This is a genomic window from Halomonas sp. CH40, assembly GCA_041875495.1.
Taxonomy (GTDB): domain Bacteria; phylum Pseudomonadota; class Gammaproteobacteria; order Pseudomonadales; family Halomonadaceae; genus Vreelandella.
In genome coordinates this window covers 1,639,624-1,658,184 of the sequence record CP112982.1, presented here as the reverse complement: position 1 = coordinate 1,658,184, position 18,561 = coordinate 1,639,624, and the positions used below count along the sequence as shown (strand labels likewise).

The following is an 18,561-nucleotide window of genomic DNA, read 5'->3' as shown; positions in this document are numbered from 1 at the left end:
TAGACCTGTAAAATAGTCAAGCACTATGTCGCTTGTCTCTTTAACAATGCACTAGCAACAACGCACTAACGCTTAACATCAGCTTATTCACAAGGCCGTCATATGAAAATACAGCAACGCTCCTCGATGACGCGCCCTGAGCTGGCCAAAGCACGCTTTCGAAAGCTGGCAGCCAGTGCTTCTTATGCCGACCTTTCACCGCCTGAAACCAGAACCCAGCGCAGACGCTTAAGAGCGTGCCAGGAATGCGATTGGGTGTCTGCCCTCCCCCCTTTGAAGTCAGGTGAAAAAGCCTGCTGTCCGCGCTGTGAACATACGCTGGTCAAACGCCATCGTTATCCGGCTCAGCGCAGTATGGCACTGGCTATTTCAGCCCTGGTGGCCCTTGTACTGGCCGTGTCATTTCCGTTTGTGCGCTTTAGCGTCAGTGGTATCGGCAATGAAATTGAACTGACCCAGACAGCCACTACTCTGATTGGCTTTCATCAACCCGTCGTCGCTATTGCGGTCATCATGAGCATTGTCGCTTTGCCAGCGCTCTACCTTATCGGCTTGATATGGCTGCAGTTTAGCCTGCTGATTGATCGTAAGTTACCCTTCAGCAGAGACGTGGCACGCTCCTTGACTCACTTAACTCCCTGGCTGATGGCAGACGTTTTTATTGTCGGCGCACTGGTCAGCCTGATAAAGATTGCCGGCATTGCCCAAATCACCTTAGGGGCTTCTTTCTGGGCCTTCTGCGCGTTTGCCGTGCTATTGCTATTCACCATCCAGTCGGTAGATGCCGACTGGATGTGGTTTTCCCTCGAAGACGGTGAGCCTCTGGCGCCCAAAGGCACTCAGACAGGTACAACGGCTGCCAGCCAGGGCGTGATAGGATGTGCCACCTGTGGGTTGATCAACCGCCCGGACGTGGATACTCGAAAACCTCGCTGCAAGCGCTGTCACGAACGCCTGCATTCGCGTTATCCACACAGTTTACAGCGTACCTGGGCACTTCTGGCAGCGGCCATGGTCATGTATATTCCCGCTAATCTTTACCCCATCATGACCACCACCAGCCTGGGCAACGAATCACCCTCAACCATCATAGGAGGCGTTGTCGAACTAATCCAGATGGGTTCATGGCCAATCGCACTGGTGATTTTTGTTGCCAGCGTCATTGTCCCTGTGGGCAAGCTGGTGGCCTTGGTCTGGCTGTGTCTGGTGGTGAGCCGCAGTAGCGAGCTGAACGCACACAATCGCACCGTCATCTACCGGGTAACCGAGTTTATCGGCCGCTGGTCAATGGTGGATGTGTTTGTCGTCGCCATACTGGTCGCATTGATTCGTGCGGGCTCATTGATGTCGATCACGCCAGGCCCTGCCGCACTGGCTTTTGGAGGCGTGGTAGTCTTGACCATGCTGGCCGCCATGATGTTTGACCCGCGCCTGATCTGGGACACTCCTTTACCGCGCAGGCGTCGCCGCACACACGTCAACCAGGAACCTGTTGATGGATAATGAAACACGTAAAGAGCAACACGAGGAAGAAGCATTACATCGAGCCAAAGCTTCCCCTCAGGCAAGACTTTCTCCTATCTGGATCATTCCCCTGATCGCCATTGCGATCGGCATCTGGCTGGTCTATGACAACTACACCAGCCGCGGCATTCTTGTCACGCTGACCATGGATAACGCCGACGGCATTGAGGCAGGCAGCACCTTGATCAGAAGCCGTAGCGTTGAAGTTGGACGCGTTGAAAGTGTCCAGCTATCGGATGATTTATCCCATGCGGTCATATCCGCACGGATCAATCAGGAAGCCCAGGAAATGCTCAACGAAGGAAGCCGTTTCTGGGTTGTTAAACCACGTATAGGCAGAGAAGGTATCAGCGGCTTGGGCACCGTCCTGTCAGGTGCTTACATCCAGCTTGAACCCGGTAACTCGGAAGCGTTTCAGGATGAGTTTAGCGTCAGCGATGTGCCGCCCGTTGCCCCTGCCGGGATTTCCGGCCTGCAGCTAAAGCTGGTCAGCCAACTGGGCAACTCCCTGCGCCCAGGAGACCCCGTTTCCTATCAGGGGTTTACCGTGGGGCGCGTGGATGAGGTACGTTTCAATCCGGAAGAACGTACCATGCACCACACCATCTTCATTGAAGACCCTTACTCCAATCTGGTGACAACGGGCACCCGTTTCTGGACGGCCAGCGGTGTCGATTTTCGCCTTGATGCTGACGGCGTACGCCTGAACCTGGAGTCACTGGAAGCCTTGCTCGGCGGCGGTGTGACCTTTGGTGTGCCAGAAGATATGCCCATGGGCCAAGCGGTTGAGTCTGACACCCGCTTTGATCTTTTTGCCGATGAAGACAGCGCCCGCCAGGGTACTTTTAAGCATTACCTGGAATATGTCCTTCTGGTTGATGACACCGTTCGCGGATTAAAAAAATCAGCCCCTGTCGAGTTTCGAGGCGTCAGGGTAGGTACAGTAACTGCGGTGCCCTGGAATTTTACGGCATCACAGCCAGAATCACGCACAAGTTTTGCCATCCCGGTATTGATCAGAATCGAGCCTCAGCGGCTGGGCATTGAAGGTAGCGACATTGACCTTAATGAATGGCAGGAGCGCTTCGAGCGGATGTTCTCGATGGGTTTGCGCGCTTCACTGAAAAGCGGCAACCTGCTGACTGGTGCTCTGTTTGTTGACCTAAACTTCCAGCGCGATCTGGCCGGTGATTATACTCAGGAAACATTTTCCGAGCGCCGCGTGTTTCCCACCGTGGCCGGCGAGTTCGCTCAGATCCAGGCCCAGATTACGGCTTTGCTCGACAAGCTGAACGAGCTTGAAGTGGAACCCTTACTAGCCGGACTGGATCGCAACCTGCAAGCCTCAGAGGCGGTGTTAAATGAGACGCAGTTGCTGATCAGTGAAACTCGCGATGTATCCAGTTCCATCAACCAGGTGCTGAATGATCCTGAAACACAGGCGATGGGCAGCAATATCAATGCCACGCTGGAGGAGCTGCGTAACACCATGCAAGGTATCTCGCCGTCTTCACCTGCCTATGAGGAATTAATCTCTACCACGCAGCGTATCGATCGTCTGTTACGTGACCTGCAGCCGTTGACGAAAACCTTGAATGAAAACCCGCGCGCCCTGCTGTTTGATAATCTGGATACCACAGACCCTGTTCCACGGGCACCGCAATAAGTAAGGAGACTGAATATGGCAAGGCGTTTTGGTTTGTTCACAGCGATGCTGTTAATGGCACCTTTGCTGGTGGCCTGTGCCAGCAGCGTCACACCGCCAGCGCGCTATCTGCTCCCTACCGTGTCAGCGCCTGGCGTTCCGGCAACACCGGTGGTTGATATTCAGGTGGAAGTGCCCCGCCTGGCGCATTATCTGGATGTCGACGGCATCGTGCTGCAGCTTGATGATATCGAAATGCGCGAGGCCCGTGAGCATCAATGGGGGGATACGCTGAATCGCCAACTGGAGCGTAACCTGAGAGGCAAATTGGCACGGGCGTTACCGGCATCGCGTTTGTCGCGTGCCAACAACACCCCGGGCGACGCCCTCTCCATACGCCTGGATGTTGATGAATTTCAGGGCCGCTATGACGGCTATGCCGTCGCCAGCGGCCAATGGCAGTTACGCGACGCCGACAACCAGCTGCTGCACCTGGGCAGTTTTAATCAAAGCGCAGCCTTGAGTGATGACGGCTACCCGGCACTCGTCAGAGCGCTGGGCCAAGCCTGGAGTGATGTAGCCGACGAAATCGCCCAGACGCTGCAAAACAAAGGCTATGCCCGTTAGCCGCTGGTACACTTATACACTTAACTGTCACAATTAGCCTGGCAATGCCTCATCAGTGTCGCACCATGGAAAGATGAGGACATTGCCATTATTTATTTCATATGCCGTTCTATTTATTCAGGAGTCACTCGATGGCGTCATCGCAATTAATGGCAGAATACCGCCGCTGGCTGACCTTTCAACGCCAGGAACAACTGAGTCGTGAGCATCAAGGAATCGTGCAACGCCTTGAAGACGCCCGAGTATCAGCCCCCAAGGTCGTACAGGCCTACCGCAGCATGGCTGAAAAAGCCGCCAAGGAAGGCGCCTGTTACCGCACCTTGTTTCTACGCACCACAGCAGATCAATCGTCGCTGGTATGCGAAGGCTGGCTATTTGTACGCCGCATGCTGAGTGAAGGCCAGCAAACGCGCATCCGCGCGACACTGTTGGAAACCTTTACGCTCGAAGATGGCATCATACCCGTGGGTGATAAACCCGCTAAAAAAATCACCCTGGAAATCTACGACTATTTGGATATCAACAAAGGGATGCACACCTCCGCCAGAGTTGACTCCCTGGAATCATCACAGGATACCCAGTTCCTGACACTGCTGGATGCCGTGCGCGGCGATTTACGTCCACACATGAAATAAGTCTATCAATGCCGCGACGTCACCCTTTTATTTTTCTCATCCTGATGGTGGTCGTCGGGCTTAACTTACGCCCGGCGCTTTCATCCGTTGCGCCACTACTAACCCGATTACAGGAAACGGCGGGGCTTACACCGACAGCCGCTGGTTTACTAACAACGCTCCCCGTGCTGTTTCTCGGCCTGTCGGCTCCCCTGGCTCCCCTGCTCGCCAGGGCAGTCGGCAGCGAACGCGCCTTGAGTATTGCCTTGCTCATACTCACTGCAGGGCTCATCTGGCGCGGACTACCTTTTGGCGGAGCGCTGTTTATCGGGTCAGCAATGGCAGGCTCGGCAATTGGCCTGGGCGGCACCTTACTACCAGCGCTGGTCAAACGCGAAGTACCAGGCAGCGCGGACCTGGTAACCGGCCTGTATACCATGGCGCTGTGCATGGGCGGTGCCATTGGCGCTGGCCTCAGCGTTCCGCTGACCGCCTGGCTAGGCAGCTGGCAAGCCAGCCTGATGAGCTGGTCACTGCTAGCCGTTTTCGCGCTCCTGCTTTGGCATTTCGCCTTTCCCCACCCTAAAACTGCAGAGATCACACCGCTTCACGCCAGCGGTTTGTCCAAGATGCTCAAACAGCGGCTGACCTGGCAGATCATGCTATTTATGGGGCTGCAATCTTCCATGGCTTATGTGGTGTTTGGCTGGCTGCCCTCACTGCTTGTCGATCGAGGTTACAGCGAAGCGGCTGCCGGCTGGACCATGGCGATTTCGATCATGTGCCAGCTTTTTGCAGCACTGGCAGCTCCATGGCTCGCGCGCCTTGGGCGCGACCAGCGACCCGCCCTGATCATCGTTCAGATTATCACTGCTAGCGGATTATGGATCTTGTTGATTGGCCCGCTCAGCTGGAAATGGCCAGGCGCAGCGTTGCTGGGCATAGGCCAGGGTGGCAGTTTCAGCCTTGCCCTGAGCCTTCTGGTCTTGAGGACAGCCAATTCGCGCCTGGCTGGCCAACTATCAGGATTGGTGCAAGGGGGTGGTTATACGCTGGCATCCCTGGGTCCTTTTATCGTGGGCTGGCAATTACAGTCAGGTGCCAGTACGACCTTTATCGGCTGGTTTCTGATTGGGGTGATCGCCCTTTGCTCCTGCTTTGCCCTGTTTGCCGGACGTAATCGGCGCCTGAATGATGACAGCGGGCAATTAGTGGTTCATCGTTACTGAATCATTCTATTTCCATCGTTGCCCACTGGATGATGTTTGCCGTCTGAATAGCACTGGAGTTACGCAATGAGCACCCTTTCCCTTACTGCCTGCGACCCGGAACAAGAACGGGTGCTGATTATTTACACGGGTGGCACTATCGGCATGCAAGCCTCATCCGCAGGCCTGACCACTCGTGGCGACATAGCAACAAGAATTGCCCAGGCACTTTCCACCCTGTCCATCAAAGAGCGCCAGCAGTTACCGGAGTATGATGTACTCAGCTATTCCACACTGATTGATTCAAGTGCTGCCACGCCATTGAACTGGCAGCAACTCGCAACCGATATTCACGCCAACCTTCACCACTATGCTGGCTTTGTTATCTTGCATGGTACCGACACCTTGAGCTGGACGGCTTCAAGTCTTGCCTATCAGCTACAGGGGCTGGATCGTCCGGTTATTCTGACAGGTTCGATGCAGCCTCTTGACGTTGCCAACAGCGATGCACTGGAAAATATCGTAGGCGCTTTACGCTTTGCAACCCAGCCAGATCTGCAGGAAGTCACCGTCTACTTTGCTGGCCGCTTGTTACGCGGGGTGCGCAGCACCAAGCAGCAAACAGAAGCCGCTGATGCCTTTATCACACCCAACTATCCGCAGCTCGGCGCACGGGTAGGCGATGACTGTGTTTATTACAAAGCGCGCGGGCTTGCCTATCAGCAACAAGGAGCACCGCGCTTTGAATTGCCTGATTACGCTCCACTGGCTAATGGAGAAGTTGCCCGGATTACCTGCTGGCCGGGCATGGCCGCCTGGCAGCTGGAAAGCTGGCTGGCCGATTCGCGGGTAAAGGGCGCGCTGATACAGCTTTGGGGGGCCGGCAACCTGGGAGACAATCCTGCCCTGCTGGAGGTAATGGCCAGCGCCAGCGGTGAAGGAAAATTATTGGCTGCTACCAGCCAGTGCCCAGCAGGTAGTATTCATCTCGGCGCCTATGCGGCAGGTCACGGCGTGTTTGAAGCGGGGGTGTTATCAGGCGCGGATATGACAGTAGAAGCTGCTTATACCAAGCTGGTTCACCTCTTGGCTCAACCACTGTCAGATAAGCAACGCCGAACGCTTTTTGTGACCCCTCTGATTGGAGAGCGTTAGGCCTGTAAACGTTTCCATTTAAAATGACCAAGGCAGTGGCAAAGCTGATCTATTAAGCTATCTTAGTAAAAGGCCTTGATCACCACCCTTCAAAACAGATAGGTTAATGAAACAGATGGGTTAATATTGTCATCCATGCATAATGACCTGTGATAACACAACCTGCCAGCAGAAGACTTGGAGAGCCGCAATGGAAAAACCCGTGCATCATTTCAGCGAACTGTTTGAACAACTCGGTCTGGCAAACGATGCTGAGTCAATCGAGCGCTTTATTGAACGTCACTCCCCCCTGGCAGACGATATGCCACTAGCTGACGCCCCGTGCTGGAACGAAGGGCAGGCAGAGTTTCTGCGTGAAGCGGTTGACGAAGATGCCGATTGGGCAGAAGTTGTTGACCACCTTGATGCTTCCATGCATAAGCAAAGCTAATCACAGAAGTTAAAATCAACGGCCACAGCCAACATCAAATCTTCTTTACTGCTTCAACCCGGCGCCGAAACCAGGCGCCAATCAATAACAACACCGCCAGAATAATCAATGGCAGGATCACATCAAACTGTAATGGGTTTTCTTCTTCAATAGCTTCGAGCGCTCCATAAATAGCACTGCTGTATACCATCCACTTGACTGACAGCCCTAAAGTGGCAGCCAACAGATAAGTTTTTATGGGTAAACGGCTAAGCCCAGAAGCAAAGTTGATAACTGAATGAGGAAAGCCGGGCAACAAGCGTAATGCACACTGAGTCATAAGATCACTGCGCTTCTCAAGTGTGTTCATCACTTTTAATGTCAGTGGCCCAGGATTCCAGCGTTCACCTATTCTGGCAGACAACTGGTAGGCGCCGTAGGCACCTGCCACACCTCCCACCGTCAATAGCAGGGTGGCTACCAGTGGCGTATAGAAGGGAGCAATCATCCAGACACCAATACTGCCCGGCAAACCAAATGCCAGGGTCCCTGCCATGATCAATATTACCGCTATGATCACTACAGGGTGATGCGACATCTGCATGGCCCAATATTTAAAGGCTGTCAGGTCAGGTGAATACCAAAGCCACGCGTACCCTAGTAAAAAAACACCAGCAACGAAAAGCCACCAGAAATGCGGCAAGCGGATACGTTTATTCATTCAGCTTGGCTTCGACCCGCTCAAGTATCTGGCGGCTGACCTTACCGACCAAAGGCGTCGCTGCCTTATTGACTGCTTTCTCCATCAAACGGTTACGAATCTCATAGGTCAAGGTCAGCGACACTTCGGTACCTTGTGGCACAGCGCGTAACTGATAGCGGCCATAATTTTTGACCCCATCCACCGACTCCCAGGCCAGTACTTCTGGCGCTCGAGATTCAGTCACCTCTACATCAAACGTCCAGTCCATCCCCACTGCCCGCACATGCCAGCGGTAACGCTCGCCGCCCAAGGGTTCAATACGCTTGATAAGGTCTGAGTAATCAGCGAAGTCTTCTACCTGGCACAGCACGCTGAACACCTTTTCAGGCGGAGCGGCTATGATTTCGCTGTGTCGGATAGTAGCCATGGGAAATTTCCGTGTTGATCAAGTATGCAGGATGACCGATAAATCCCGGTTCAGCCCTTGGGTAAATCACGCATCAGCAGCGCGAACTCAATACGTTCAGGAGCAATGGCATCGCCAGGCACCGGAATACGTACCACATGGCCTGACCCAGGGGCAGCGTTAACAGATTCGCCGCGTCGATTTTCAATATGCTCAAGCGTAAAGCGTCGATTGCCCCCCGGCAGCATCAATTCCATACCGTCACCGACCTCAAAGCGGTTCTTGACCTCAATCTCAACCACTCCCCGCTCGGGGTAATACGCCGTTACTTCGCCCACAAACTGTTGGTGCACGCCTATTGAATTACCCTGCTGGTAGTTCTGGTACTCATCATGCACATGACGGCGATAAAAACCTTCGGTATAGCCGCGATTGGCCAGATTATCCAGTTCATCCATCAATCGCATGTCAAAAGGACGACCAGCCACCGCATCGTCAATGGCACGCCGATAGACCTGAGCGGTTCGCGCAACGTAATAGTGTGACTTGGTACGGCCTTCAATTTTCAGCGATGTCACCCCCATTCGCGCCAACTCAGGCACATGCTGAACTGCACGCAAATCCTTGGAGTTCATGATATAGGTGCCATGCTCATCCTCAAACACCGGCATTAGCTCCCCCGGACGGGTGCGGTCTTCAATCAGTGCCGAAAGCTCGTCCTGCCCCTCGACACCTCCCGCTGTCGCCGTGGACTCAGCGCTACCACTGGCGGCTGCAATCAGGCCATTATCGTCTGGCGACCACACCCCTGCTGAATGAGCGCGTGCAGAATTGGCTGGCACCAGATCGCCGGTTTCATCCTGAGCCGCTGCCACCGTGTTATATTTCCAGCGGCAGGCGTTTGTACAAGTACCCTGGTTGGGGTCGCGATGGTTAAAATACCCGGATAGCAGACAACGTCCTGAATAGGCAATGCACAGGGCGCCATGCACAAAGGTCTCAATTTCCAGATCAGGACACTCTGCACGAATTTCGCCAATTTCAGCCAGCGACAATTCACGCGACAGTATGATGCGGCTAATGCCCTGCTGCTGCCAGAACCTGGCCGCCGCCCAGTTAACCACGTTAGACTGTACCGACAGATGGATAACCTGTTCAGGCCAACGCTCGCGGATCATCATGATCAAGCCAGGGTCTGACATGATCAACGCATCCGGCCCTGCTTCTATCACCGGCTGCATATCACGCAGATAGGTTTTCAACTTGCTGTTATGCGGCGCTATATTGGACGCCACATAAAACTGTTTGCCGCGCTCATGGGCGTAGGCAATGCCCTTGTGCAGATTATCGACCTTGAAATCGTTATTGCGCACTCTTAGTGAGTAGCGCGGCTGCCCCGCATAGACAGCGTCAGCGCCATAAGCAAACGCATAGCGCATATTCTTGAAAGTACCTGCTGGGGACAGCAATTCCGGAGCATTCATTAACAAAACCTACTTCTTTAAACAAGACAATTATAGTGACCTGACCGGCGACTGAAACTCTATGATATTACAGATAAAAGCTAATTCTCGTAGAACTGGCCCTGGTAGCACTGGCGCTGGTAGCACTGGCGCTGGCAAAACTAACACCAATACTCCCAAGCTGATAAAGACTGACCAACCGGATGTAACGGACATCAACTCCCTTTCTAGCGAGGGTAACGATAACTGCCGCCCAGGCTGCGGCGCCTGTTGCATTGCGCCCTCCATCAGCAGTCCGATTCCAGGGATGCCACACGGCAAACCTGCTGGCGTTCGCTGCCAGCAACTTGATCAGAATAACCTGTGTCGGCTGTTTGGCGACAGCCGACGACCTGACGTTTGTCGCCAGTTTACCTTTGAGCGCGCTTTGTGCGGCACCTCACGCCAGCAGGCTCTCGACAACCTGACATGGCTGGAAGGCCACACACTCAGCTCCTCAGAAACGTAAAACCAGCCTAACCTTCCAGGCTTTCCGGCGCCATGCGATGGTCAAGCAGGCTTACCCAGCGCACCAGCACCGGTGCATCCGTATGATTCACCTCTGCCAGCAGGCAGCGGAACGCTTCCCTCGCTGAGGCATCATCAGGGGCAATGCGCGTTAACCACAGCGCCCAGGCAGCCAGCTCCTGGTGCCGGTTGCCATGTTCCTGCGCCTGCTCAATCGCCAGTTCCAGCAATCGGCGAACATCATCCGGAGAATACCCCATCTTGTCACGCACCTGAGCCAGCTGCACCGCCAGTTCTGGTAGAAACAGGGTGTTACGTTCACGTGCAATCACCAGACACTGATCAAGGTAATCTTCGGCAGCCGCCAGCTCACCCACGGCTATACACGCATCGGAATACCATAGAACCGGGCGTTGATAATGATCACGGCCGTTAAGCTCGGCCATCTGCTCAAGACTTTGGCGCAGCTTCAGCACTCCAGCGGCATCGCCTGAAAGCGCCTGTTGCCACCCGATCACACCTTGTGCAGAGATCTGCCAGAGCTGTAAATCCGGCGTCCCGGTCATGGCCTCAGCGCGTTCAGCGTGACGCGCCGCCAGATGCACGTGCCCCAGTTGACGGTACAGGGCGGCGGCGAACAGCAGCGCCATGGCCAGCGTGCCTGGGTGGCCAATCTTCTCGGCCAGGCGAATGGCAGCCGATACTTGCCGCTCAGCGCGCTGATAATCACCGCGCAAGCATAACGCCCAACCCTGAAAACACGCCGCTGTCACCTGTGGATGATCTGAGAACGGTAGCCACTCTATCATCATTGGCGAATTGAGCGGGTCGATCTCATCCAGATGGTCGTAGGCCTGTTGAATCTTGCCAGCCCAATACTCGCAGTGGGCGCGAGCATAATCCGCCAGACGCTGATAGCGCGGGTCGTCAAGCTTAGCGGCCAGATCGGCCAGCGTAGATGCCAATGCAAAGGCATCGGCGTGGGCATAGCGCTGGCTGCGCCCGACCCACAATCCCCATTTCACCAGGAAGATCTGTTCGATATCTTCAGGCTCGTCAGACGCTTTGCCTTCATCGCTAAGTAACAGCTCACGGGCACGTAAAAAGCTTTCATGGGCAGTGGGTGAACCATGTCCTTCCAACGCAAAGGCGGCCTGACCTCTTACCGTCAGCAGGCTGATTTCGCGTTCGGCCTGATGCTCAACATGGCGCAGACTGGCCAGGCCAAAATCGGCCATGCGTAGCGCCGTTCGGTTGGCACTTACCTTGAGCGCCTCACGTGCGGCCAGCTCGAAGTAGCGTGCCCCTCTGGCATAATGGCCACTGCGCCGCAGATGGGTCGCAAAGTCGCCGGGATGACGGCTGATCCACATTGGGAAACGTTCTTCAATCAGGCTCACTACCTGCTGATGCAACCTGACCCGCACATCCCGAGGGCAGGAAAGATAGGCTGCTTCCTGAAGTAGTTGGTGGCTGAACTGGTATTCATATTCCTGGCTTTCGTGCTCCACCGGTTCAATAATTTCCAGCTGACGCATATGCGAAAGCGCCTGTTGCAAAGCTACCTGATCAAGCTCACAGCATTCAGCCAGGAAATCCAGCCGGAAACGCTTACCCAGCACTGCCGCTACGTGGGCCACATGGCGATCCTGTTCCAACTGATCAATCCGGCTGGCCAATAAGCCCAGCAGGCCCTTCGGCAGATCATCGAACTGCACCGTACGCCCCTCCCGACGATCCATATCCAGGCGCCGACAGATTTCCTGCATATACAGCGGCACACCGTCGCAGCGTTCAATGATCTGGGTACGCAAACGCGGGCTGAGATGAATGCGATAGCGCCGTGAGAGCTGCGAAAGCAGGCGCGACGACTGCAACTGATCCAAACGCCCGAGGGTGATCTGTTGATCCCAGTGAAGTTTGACTGGCAGGGTTTCACGCCCATGGTGGCTGGCGACCAGCATGAAAGCCGTGTTGATCGGCAAGCGCGCCTGCAGGCCGGAAAGCACCTTGAACGAAGGTTCATCCAGCCACTGCAGGTCATCCAGCATCAACACCAGAGTGCGCTCAGCGGCCTGATACTCAATTACGGCATGCAGCAGATTAACGACCAGCTCAAGCGCTTCACCATTATGAATCAGCTGCGAGACTTCCTGGACGTCGCGCACGCCCAGAGCCTCTTCAAGTAATTGCTGCTGGCTATCACTCAGGGTCTTCATGCCTAGACGTGCCTGCAGCTGCAAAAGCGTCTCAACATCAAGCGTTGCGTCCAGGTGCCAGGCGACCAGATGACGTGCGACGCCGTAAGGTTCCAGCACCGAAAGGCGCGTAGTGGGTTGCCAGCAGATGGCCGCATCCCGGCTGAGTTCAAGCTGGCGAAAGCCTACCATCAGGGCTGATTTACCCATCCCGGAAGGGCCGCGTACCAGCACGCTCTGACGCAGGCCGATGCCTGCCCGCGCCAGGGCATCCCGCAAGGTTCTAAGCGATGTTTCGCGCCCCACCAGGCTGGGTGGCATGGCATCTCGGCCACCTTCATTACGGCCCAATACCAGAGCACGCAGGCGAACCCGACCGTCACTTGCCACCAGGCGCGATACCAGGCGAGGCTGTAGATCCAGCGCGGGCGGCATGTGCTGGCTGGCTTCCTGGGAGATCACCAGCTCGCTACCTTCCGATGCGCTCATCAATTCAAGCGACGTCTGGGTTACCTGTCCTAACGGGTCCGCTAACTGACGCTCAGGCAAATAAACCACGCGCCCACTGTGCAGACCGGCGGCTAGTTCAAAGCGCGGTGGGTCACCTTCTCCGCTCCAGTGCCGCTGGCATTCCAACGGCAATGCCAGTCGGCAATGTTCATAAAGAGCAACCAGTTCCGCCAGTTGATGCGCAGGGCCGTGGGTACCAAAGCAGGCAAGGCCCAGGCCACCGGTTGCACCAGGCAGCCAGAAGCCGCCTAGATGATGACATTGACGCTCCAGCCAGCGCAGCAATTCAAGCTGTAACGACAGGCAGCTACGGGTAGCATCGCGATCCTGCCAGTCACCTTGCAGACGCAGGCGAATGGCCATGACAGACAGCTGACGCAGCTCGATCTCGTCTTCCCTGAGCGGCTTACTGTCAGCGGCAAGCACCCGGCTATAAGCGCCTTGGGGTGACAGACTGCGCGGGTCTTGCGGCGCATCTGACCAGAAACTGGCAAGCTGCAGAAAGCTGGGTTCCGGCTGTTGGCCAGACAGGGCCAGTAGCTGCAGGTAGCTATTGTAATGCTCATGCGCCGCTGCCATCTGATCCTTTTCCGCCAACTGCTTGACCAAGCGCTCATGAAAGGGGCCATAACCTGAAAAACGGCTGACCAAGGCCTCCAGCAGCTCATCAGGCACCCCAGCATGCCCCTCCAACACCTGCTCGGCAAAACGGATGACCCGCTGACGCCACTCATTACGTACCTGTACCAGCCAGCGCTGAAACTCACCGCAATTTGACAGTTGCAGCTCTTCAACCAGATCACCCTGGTAACAACTCATCACCGCTTCCAGGGTTTCAAGATCCTGCGGACCTTCCAGCAAACGCTGCAGTTCATGCAGGTCAACCCGCCAATGTGGGGGAAGTTGAAAGGCGATTGTCTGCCTGGAAACGGTCAACACCTTGTCGGCGTTTTCACCCAGCGATTGACGCAGACAATGCAAAGCATGGCGCAAATTGGTGCGCCCGGAGGATAGTCCCTGATCCGGCCATAGCAGTTCTGCCAGGGCAGCCCTGTTAATGGGCTGACGATGAAGCAGAAGATAAACCAGTAGCGCTTTTACCTTGTCGTAACTGAAATGGGTGATGACATCATCGCCCTGAGTTAGCGAGAAATGCCCCAAAAGCACCAGTTGATCAGTTTCACGAGCATCGAGCATGGTACATATCCTGGTGGGCAGCCAGCGGTTCAGCTTGGAACACCGCTGTGAAAACGGAACGCCGTATCGGGCGATGTAATAAGCGCCTGTTCGCACGCGACAAACAGGGCAATGCGATCATCAATGGGAGCCTGCGTCTGCTGACGCGCCAACAGAAGGTAGTCTTCGAAATGACGGCCTTCCGACTTTACCAGCGTACGATAAAATTTTGCCAGTTCTTCATCGAGATACGGTATTAGACGTGCAAAGCGCTCACAGCTGCGCGCCTCTATCAGGGCACCGATAATCAATAAATCAATCAGGCGCTCCGGGTCGCTGCTGCGCATGTGTTGACGTAGACCCTCAGCGTAACGGGATGCTGTCAGGTGATGGTAGCCAACGCCACGGCTCTCCATCAGCGTCACCACCTGCTCAAAATGCAGCAGCTCTTCACGGGCAAGCTGTGACATCTTGCTGAGTAAAAGCGGCTGATCCACGTAGCGGTAAAGCAGACTCATTGCCGTTGATGCTGCCTTCTTTTCACATTGTGCATGATCAACCAACAGAATATCCGGGTTGGCATACGCCCACTCCAGCCAGGCAGGCGGTGTCGGACAACCCAGGAAGTCCAGGAGACTTTCCGGGAGAAGATCATCAGCTTGCAAATGATGAGACGCTTTCTGTAATGCAGCAGGAGGATTCGACATAGCGTATTTGCTCAAGCCTTTTATAAAGATTGTACAATAATTAAGCGCTGTTACCTATAATCTCTCGGTAACAGGCGGGATTTTCCTTGGCATATGGTAACGCGCTACCCGTGGAATCACACCCTGCCTACGGCCTGAACAGCTGACAGAATACCTGTTGAAAAAAATGCCTGCTCCCAAAGTACTTGCTCCCAAAGTACTAGGGCGCTCCACCAGCATCACCTTAACATTGTCGACAGTTTACCGTAGAATCATCGGCATCCAACCAGACGCTGTTTGTCAAGCGTATAAGTGAAGCTGGCGAGACGCTCATTGCCACGCAATGCTCTGATCGACAGTTAACATAAAGTAAATGAGAGGGCCCCATCGTGCTTGAAGCTTACCGCCAACATGTCGAAGAACGCGCTGCAGAGGGCGTCCCACCCAAGCCGCTGAATGCAGAACAGGTTGCTGCACTCATTGAGCTTTTGAAAACCCCACCCGCCGGTGAAGAAGAGTTCATTCTTGAACTGATCACTGATCGCGTTCCTCCAGGTGTGGATGAAGCCGCCTACGTCAAGGCAGGTTTTCTGACCGCCATCGCCAAGGGTGAAGCAACATCTCCCCTGATAGACAAGATTCACGCTGTCAAGTTGCTTGGCACCATGCAGGGCGGCTACAACATCGTCTCCATGGTCGAGCTTCTGGACAACGAAGAGCTGGCAAAAGAAGTCGGCGAACAGCTCAAGCATACCCTTCTCATGTTTGATGCCTTCCACGATGTGGAAGAGCGCGCCAAGAACGGCAATGCAGTCGCCAAGGATGTCATCCAGTCCTGGGCCGAGGCTGAGTGGTTCCTGTCCAAGCCTGCGCTTGAAGAAAAAATCACCCTGACGGTCTTCAAGGTACCTGGTGAAACCAACACTGACGACCTTTCTCCGGCACCGGATGCCTGGTCGCGCCCGGATATTCCACTGCACGCTCGCGCCATGCTCAAAAACGAGCGTGACGGTATTGAGCCTCAGGAACAAGGCCAGGTTGGCCCGCTTCAGCAGATTGAAGGCGTCAAGGCCAAAGGCTTCCCAGTTGCCTACGTGGGTGACGTCGTGGGCACGGGTTCCTCGCGCAAATCAGCCACCAACTCGGTGCTGTGGTTCTTTGGTGATGACATTCCCAATGTGCCCAACAAGCGCGCGGGCGGCTTCTGTTTTGGCGGCAAGATTGCCCCCATCTTCTTCAACACCATGGAAGATTCCGGCGCCCTTCCGGTCGAAATGGATGTTTCCAAACTCAATATGGGTGACGTAATCGACGTCTACCCCTATGAAGGCAAGGTCTGCAAGCACGGTACTGATGAAGTGCTGACTACCTTTGAACTCAAGACCCAGCTGATTCTTGATGAAGTTCGCGCGGGTGGCCGTATCCCGCTGATCATCGGTCGCGGATTGACCGGCAAGGCGCGTGAATCCCTCGGCCTTGAAGCTTCTGACGTGTTCCGCCTGCCGGACCAGCCTGCTGATACTGGCAAAGGCTTTACCCTGGCTCAGAAGATGGTCGGCAAGGCGTGTGGCCTGGAAGGCGTTCGCCCCGGCATGTACTGCGAACCCAAGATGACCACTGTCGGCTCACAGGACACCACTGGCCCGATGACCCGTGACGAGCTTAAAGATCTGGCTTGCCTGGGCTTCCAGGCAGATCTGGTTATGCAGTCTTTCTGTCACACAGCCGCCTACCCGAAGCCGGTTGACGTCGATACTCACCACACCCTGCCCGACTTCATCATGAACCGTGGTGGCGTTTCCCTGCGTCCGGGTGACGGTATCATCCACAGCTGGCTGAACCGCATGCTGCTGCCTGATACCGTAGGTACCGGTGGTGATTCACACACCCGCTTCCCGCTGGGTATTTCCTTCCCAGCCGGTTCTGGCCTGGTGGCCTTTGCTGCAGCCACCGGCGTTATGCCGCTGGATATGCCGGAATCTGTCCTGGTTCGCTTCAAAGGCAAGCGTCAGCCGGGCGTTACCCTGCGTGACCTGGTGCATGCAATCCCGCTCTACGCCATCAAGCAAGGCCTCTTGACCGTTGAGAAATCCGGCAAGAAGAATGCCTTCTCGGGCCGCGTACTGGAAATTGAAGGCCTTGAAGACCTGACCGTTGAACAGGCGTTCGAACTTTCCGATGCCTCTGCAGAGCGCTCGGCGGCGGGTTGCACCATCACCCTGTCTGAAGAAAGCGTGACCGAGTACCTGAAATCCAACATCACCCTGCTTAAGTGGATGATGGCCAACGGTTACGGCGACGAACGCACCATCAGCCGTCGTATCGAAGGCATGCAGGAATGGCTGGCTAACCCGAGCCTGATGCGTGGCGACAAAGACGCCGAATACGCTGAAGTGATCGAGATTGATCTGGAAGAAATCAAGGAGCCGGTTCTCTGCGCGCCGAATGATCCGGACGATGCCCGCCTGCTTTCCGATGTTGCTGGCGAGAAGATTGATGAAGTCTTCATCGGCTCGTGCATGACTAACATTGGCCACTTCCGTGCGGCAGGCAAACTGCTTGAGAAACAGCCCGCTGGCAGCCTGAAGACACGTCTGTGGCTGGCACCGCCGACCAAGATGGATCAGCACCAGCTCACCGAGGAAGGCTACTACGGCATCTACGGCCGTGCTGGCGCACGCATGGAAATGCCGGGCTGCTCGCTGTGCATGGGTAACCAGGCGCGCGTTGCTTCCAAGAGTACGGTAGTTTCCACCTCGACCCGTAACTTCCCCAACCGTCTGGGTGATGGCGCCAATGTCTATCTGGCTTCAGCTGAACTTGCTGCTGTTGCCGCGGTGGAAGGTCGTCTGCCGTCGGTTGAAGAGTACCAGCGCTACATGAGCGAGTTTGATGCCATGGCCGGTGAGATCTACCGCTATATGAACTTCCACGAGATCGAGGAATATCAGAAGATTGCCTCGAACGTGATTCCGGTTGCACAAGAAGCCTGATCCACGCAACATAAGACATGCTACATCAGCAACGTTATCGCCGATGCTCGCAACATCGCAGGTGCAAGGCTTCACGATAGAGCTATTCACTTGAGTCGATGACCCAACGCCTCGCACTGGATCACCAGGCGGGGCGTTTTTTATTTGCCCCTGCACCCACTCTCTCATTTGACTGTTCAATACCTAAAAAGGAGTCTTGTCATGAATACCTCTTCTATCGTTACCCCGGATATCTGCGATGCCCACCCAGACGTGGCCGTTGTAGAGCCTATCTTCGCCAATTTTGGTGGCTGCGATGCCTTTGCAGGCCCAATCCGCACCGTCAAATGCTTTGAAGATAATTCCATGGTTAAACAGGCTGTCGCGGAACCAGGTGAAGGCGCAGTGCTGGTCGTCGATGCCGGAGGTTCTTACCGCTGCGCCATGCTCGGCGACATGCTGGCGGAACAGGCTGTTGCCAATGGCTGGGCAGGCATCGTGATGTACGGCTGCGTCAGGGATGTAGATGTGCTGGCAACTATGAACCTGGGCGTTCAGGCGCTGGGCAGTCATCCACGCAAGAGCGAGAAACGCGGTGAAGGTCAACGCGATATCAGCGTGCATATCGGTGGTGTAGAGATGGTGCCTGGCCAATGGTTGTATGCCGATAACAACGGCATTCTGGTTGCTGAACAGCAGCTTGAACTGCCTGAATAACCCGGATCTGCTTGCCAGCGCGAGTCATGAATGCCACGCTG

15 protein-coding genes are annotated in these 18,561 nt (G+C 55.2%); 10 read left to right on the top strand and 5 right to left on the bottom strand.

Features of this window, described 5'->3' with window-relative positions:
* The first annotated feature begins 102 nt into the window (after positions 1-102).
* The 7 genes from OR573_07600 (at position 103) to OR573_07570 (ending at position 7,203) form a co-directional block, all read left to right on the top strand.
* Positions 103-1,503, top strand: coding sequence for a paraquat-inducible protein A (locus OR573_07600; protein ID XGA81478.1), 1,401 nt, complete (start codon positions 103-105; stop codon positions 1,501-1,503).
* Positions 1,496-3,190, top strand: coding sequence for an intermembrane transport protein PqiB (pqiB, locus tag OR573_07595; GenBank protein ID XGA81477.1), 1,695 nt, complete (start codon positions 1,496-1,498; stop codon positions 3,188-3,190). The genes OR573_07600 and pqiB overlap by 8 nt, the downstream gene beginning before the upstream one ends.
* 15 nt (positions 3,191-3,205) lie before the next feature.
* On the top strand, positions 3,206-3,796 hold the full coding sequence (locus OR573_07590; protein ID XGA81476.1) for an ABC-type transport auxiliary lipoprotein family protein: 591 nt from the start codon (positions 3,206-3,208) through the stop codon (positions 3,794-3,796).
* A 131-nt stretch (positions 3,797-3,927) separates the two neighbouring features.
* On the top strand, positions 3,928-4,431 hold the full coding sequence (locus tag OR573_07585; protein ID XGA81475.1) for a hypothetical protein: 504 nt from the start codon (positions 3,928-3,930) through the stop codon (positions 4,429-4,431).
* Between the two features lie 8 nt (positions 4,432-4,439).
* Positions 4,440-5,639: an MFS transporter gene (locus OR573_07580; protein ID XGA81474.1), complete on the top strand. Its 1,200-nt coding sequence runs from the start codon at positions 4,440-4,442 to the stop codon at positions 5,637-5,639.
* A 66-nt stretch (positions 5,640-5,705) separates the two neighbouring features.
* Positions 5,706-6,773, top strand: a complete 1,068-nt coding sequence (locus OR573_07575) for an asparaginase (protein XGA81473.1) — start codon at positions 5,706-5,708, stop codon at positions 6,771-6,773.
* A gap of 190 nt (positions 6,774-6,963) precedes the next feature.
* Positions 6,964-7,203, top strand: a complete 240-nt coding sequence (locus tag OR573_07570) for a DUF2789 domain-containing protein (GenBank protein ID XGA81472.1) — start codon at positions 6,964-6,966, stop codon at positions 7,201-7,203.
* A gap of 34 nt (positions 7,204-7,237) precedes the next feature.
* Here the strand turns inward: OR573_07570 and OR573_07565 are convergent, their stop codons facing one another.
* The 3 genes from OR573_07565 to yegQ are packed head-to-tail and all read right to left on the bottom strand — an operon-like array spanning position 7,238 to position 9,775.
* Positions 7,238-7,903 (bottom strand): VTT domain-containing protein, encoded by a 666-nt coding sequence (locus tag OR573_07565; protein XGA81471.1) that lies wholly within the window; start codon positions 7,901-7,903, stop codon positions 7,238-7,240.
* Positions 7,896-8,312, bottom strand: coding sequence for an SRPBCC family protein (locus OR573_07560; GenBank protein XGA81470.1), 417 nt, complete (start codon positions 8,310-8,312; stop codon positions 7,896-7,898). The genes OR573_07565 and OR573_07560 overlap by 8 nt, the downstream gene beginning before the upstream one ends.
* Before the next feature lie 50 nt (positions 8,313-8,362).
* A complete protein-coding gene (gene yegQ, locus OR573_07555) occupies positions 8,363-9,775 on the bottom strand; it encodes a tRNA 5-hydroxyuridine modification protein YegQ (GenBank protein ID XGA81469.1) in 1,413 nt (470 codons plus the stop codon).
* A 193-nt stretch (positions 9,776-9,968) separates the two neighbouring features.
* On the opposite strand from yegQ, the gene OR573_07550 reads away from it, so the two are divergent.
* Positions 9,969-10,262 carry a YkgJ family cysteine cluster protein gene (locus OR573_07550; GenBank protein XGA81692.1) on the top strand — a complete coding sequence of 98 codons (294 nt, stop codon included), beginning with the start codon at positions 9,969-9,971 and terminating at the stop codon, positions 10,260-10,262.
* A 7-nt stretch (positions 10,263-10,269) separates the two neighbouring features.
* Here the strand turns inward: OR573_07550 and OR573_07545 are convergent, their stop codons facing one another.
* Together OR573_07545 and OR573_07540 are read right to left on the bottom strand one after the other, a co-directional pair.
* Positions 10,270-14,166: an AAA family ATPase gene (locus tag OR573_07545; protein XGA81468.1), complete on the bottom strand. Its 3,897-nt coding sequence runs from the start codon at positions 14,164-14,166 to the stop codon at positions 10,270-10,272.
* 29 nt (positions 14,167-14,195) lie between these two features.
* Positions 14,196-14,852, bottom strand: coding sequence for a tRNA-(ms[2]io[6]A)-hydroxylase (locus OR573_07540; protein ID XGA81467.1), 657 nt, complete (start codon positions 14,850-14,852; stop codon positions 14,196-14,198).
* Positions 14,853-15,220: 368 nt separating this feature from the next.
* Between OR573_07540 and acnB the strand changes: the two genes are divergently transcribed.
* Both acnB and rraA read left to right on the top strand, forming a co-directional pair.
* Positions 15,221-17,824: a bifunctional aconitate hydratase 2/2-methylisocitrate dehydratase gene (acnB, locus tag OR573_07535; protein XGA81466.1), complete on the top strand. Its 2,604-nt coding sequence runs from the start codon at positions 15,221-15,223 to the stop codon at positions 17,822-17,824.
* A 201-nt stretch (positions 17,825-18,025) separates the two neighbouring features.
* Positions 18,026-18,520 (top strand): ribonuclease E activity regulator RraA, encoded by a 495-nt coding sequence (gene rraA, locus OR573_07530; protein XGA81465.1) that lies wholly within the window; start codon positions 18,026-18,028, stop codon positions 18,518-18,520.
* The last annotated feature ends 41 nt before the right edge of the window (positions 18,521-18,561 follow it).

Coding starts and splice junctions, on each gene's coding strand:
- OR573_07585 (XGA81475.1), top strand. CDS start 3,928: ATGGCGTCATCGCAATTAATGGCAGAATACCGCCGCTGGCTGACCTTT.
- pqiB (XGA81477.1), top strand. CDS start 1,496: ATGGATAATGAAACACGTAAAGAGCAACACGAGGAAGAAGCATTACAT.
- OR573_07575 (XGA81473.1), top strand. CDS start 5,706: ATGAGCACCCTTTCCCTTACTGCCTGCGACCCGGAACAAGAACGGGTG.
- OR573_07545 (XGA81468.1), bottom strand. CDS start 14,166: ATGCTCGATGCTCGTGAAACTGATCAACTGGTGCTTTTGGGGCATTTC.
- OR573_07600 (XGA81478.1), top strand. CDS start 103: ATGAAAATACAGCAACGCTCCTCGATGACGCGCCCTGAGCTGGCCAAA.
- OR573_07570 (XGA81472.1), top strand. CDS start 6,964: ATGGAAAAACCCGTGCATCATTTCAGCGAACTGTTTGAACAACTCGGT.
- OR573_07565 (XGA81471.1), bottom strand. CDS start 7,903: ATGAATAAACGTATCCGCTTGCCGCATTTCTGGTGGCTTTTCGTTGCT.
- OR573_07560 (XGA81470.1), bottom strand. CDS start 8,312: ATGGCTACTATCCGACACAGCGAAATCATAGCCGCTCCGCCTGAAAAG.
- OR573_07540 (XGA81467.1), bottom strand. CDS start 14,852: ATGTCGAATCCTCCTGCTGCATTACAGAAAGCGTCTCATCATTTGCAA.
- OR573_07580 (XGA81474.1), top strand. CDS start 4,440: ATGCCGCGACGTCACCCTTTTATTTTTCTCATCCTGATGGTGGTCGTC.
- rraA (XGA81465.1), top strand. CDS start 18,026: ATGAATACCTCTTCTATCGTTACCCCGGATATCTGCGATGCCCACCCA.
- OR573_07590 (XGA81476.1), top strand. CDS start 3,206: ATGGCAAGGCGTTTTGGTTTGTTCACAGCGATGCTGTTAATGGCACCT.
- yegQ (XGA81469.1), bottom strand. CDS start 9,775: ATGAATGCTCCGGAATTGCTGTCCCCAGCAGGTACTTTCAAGAATATG.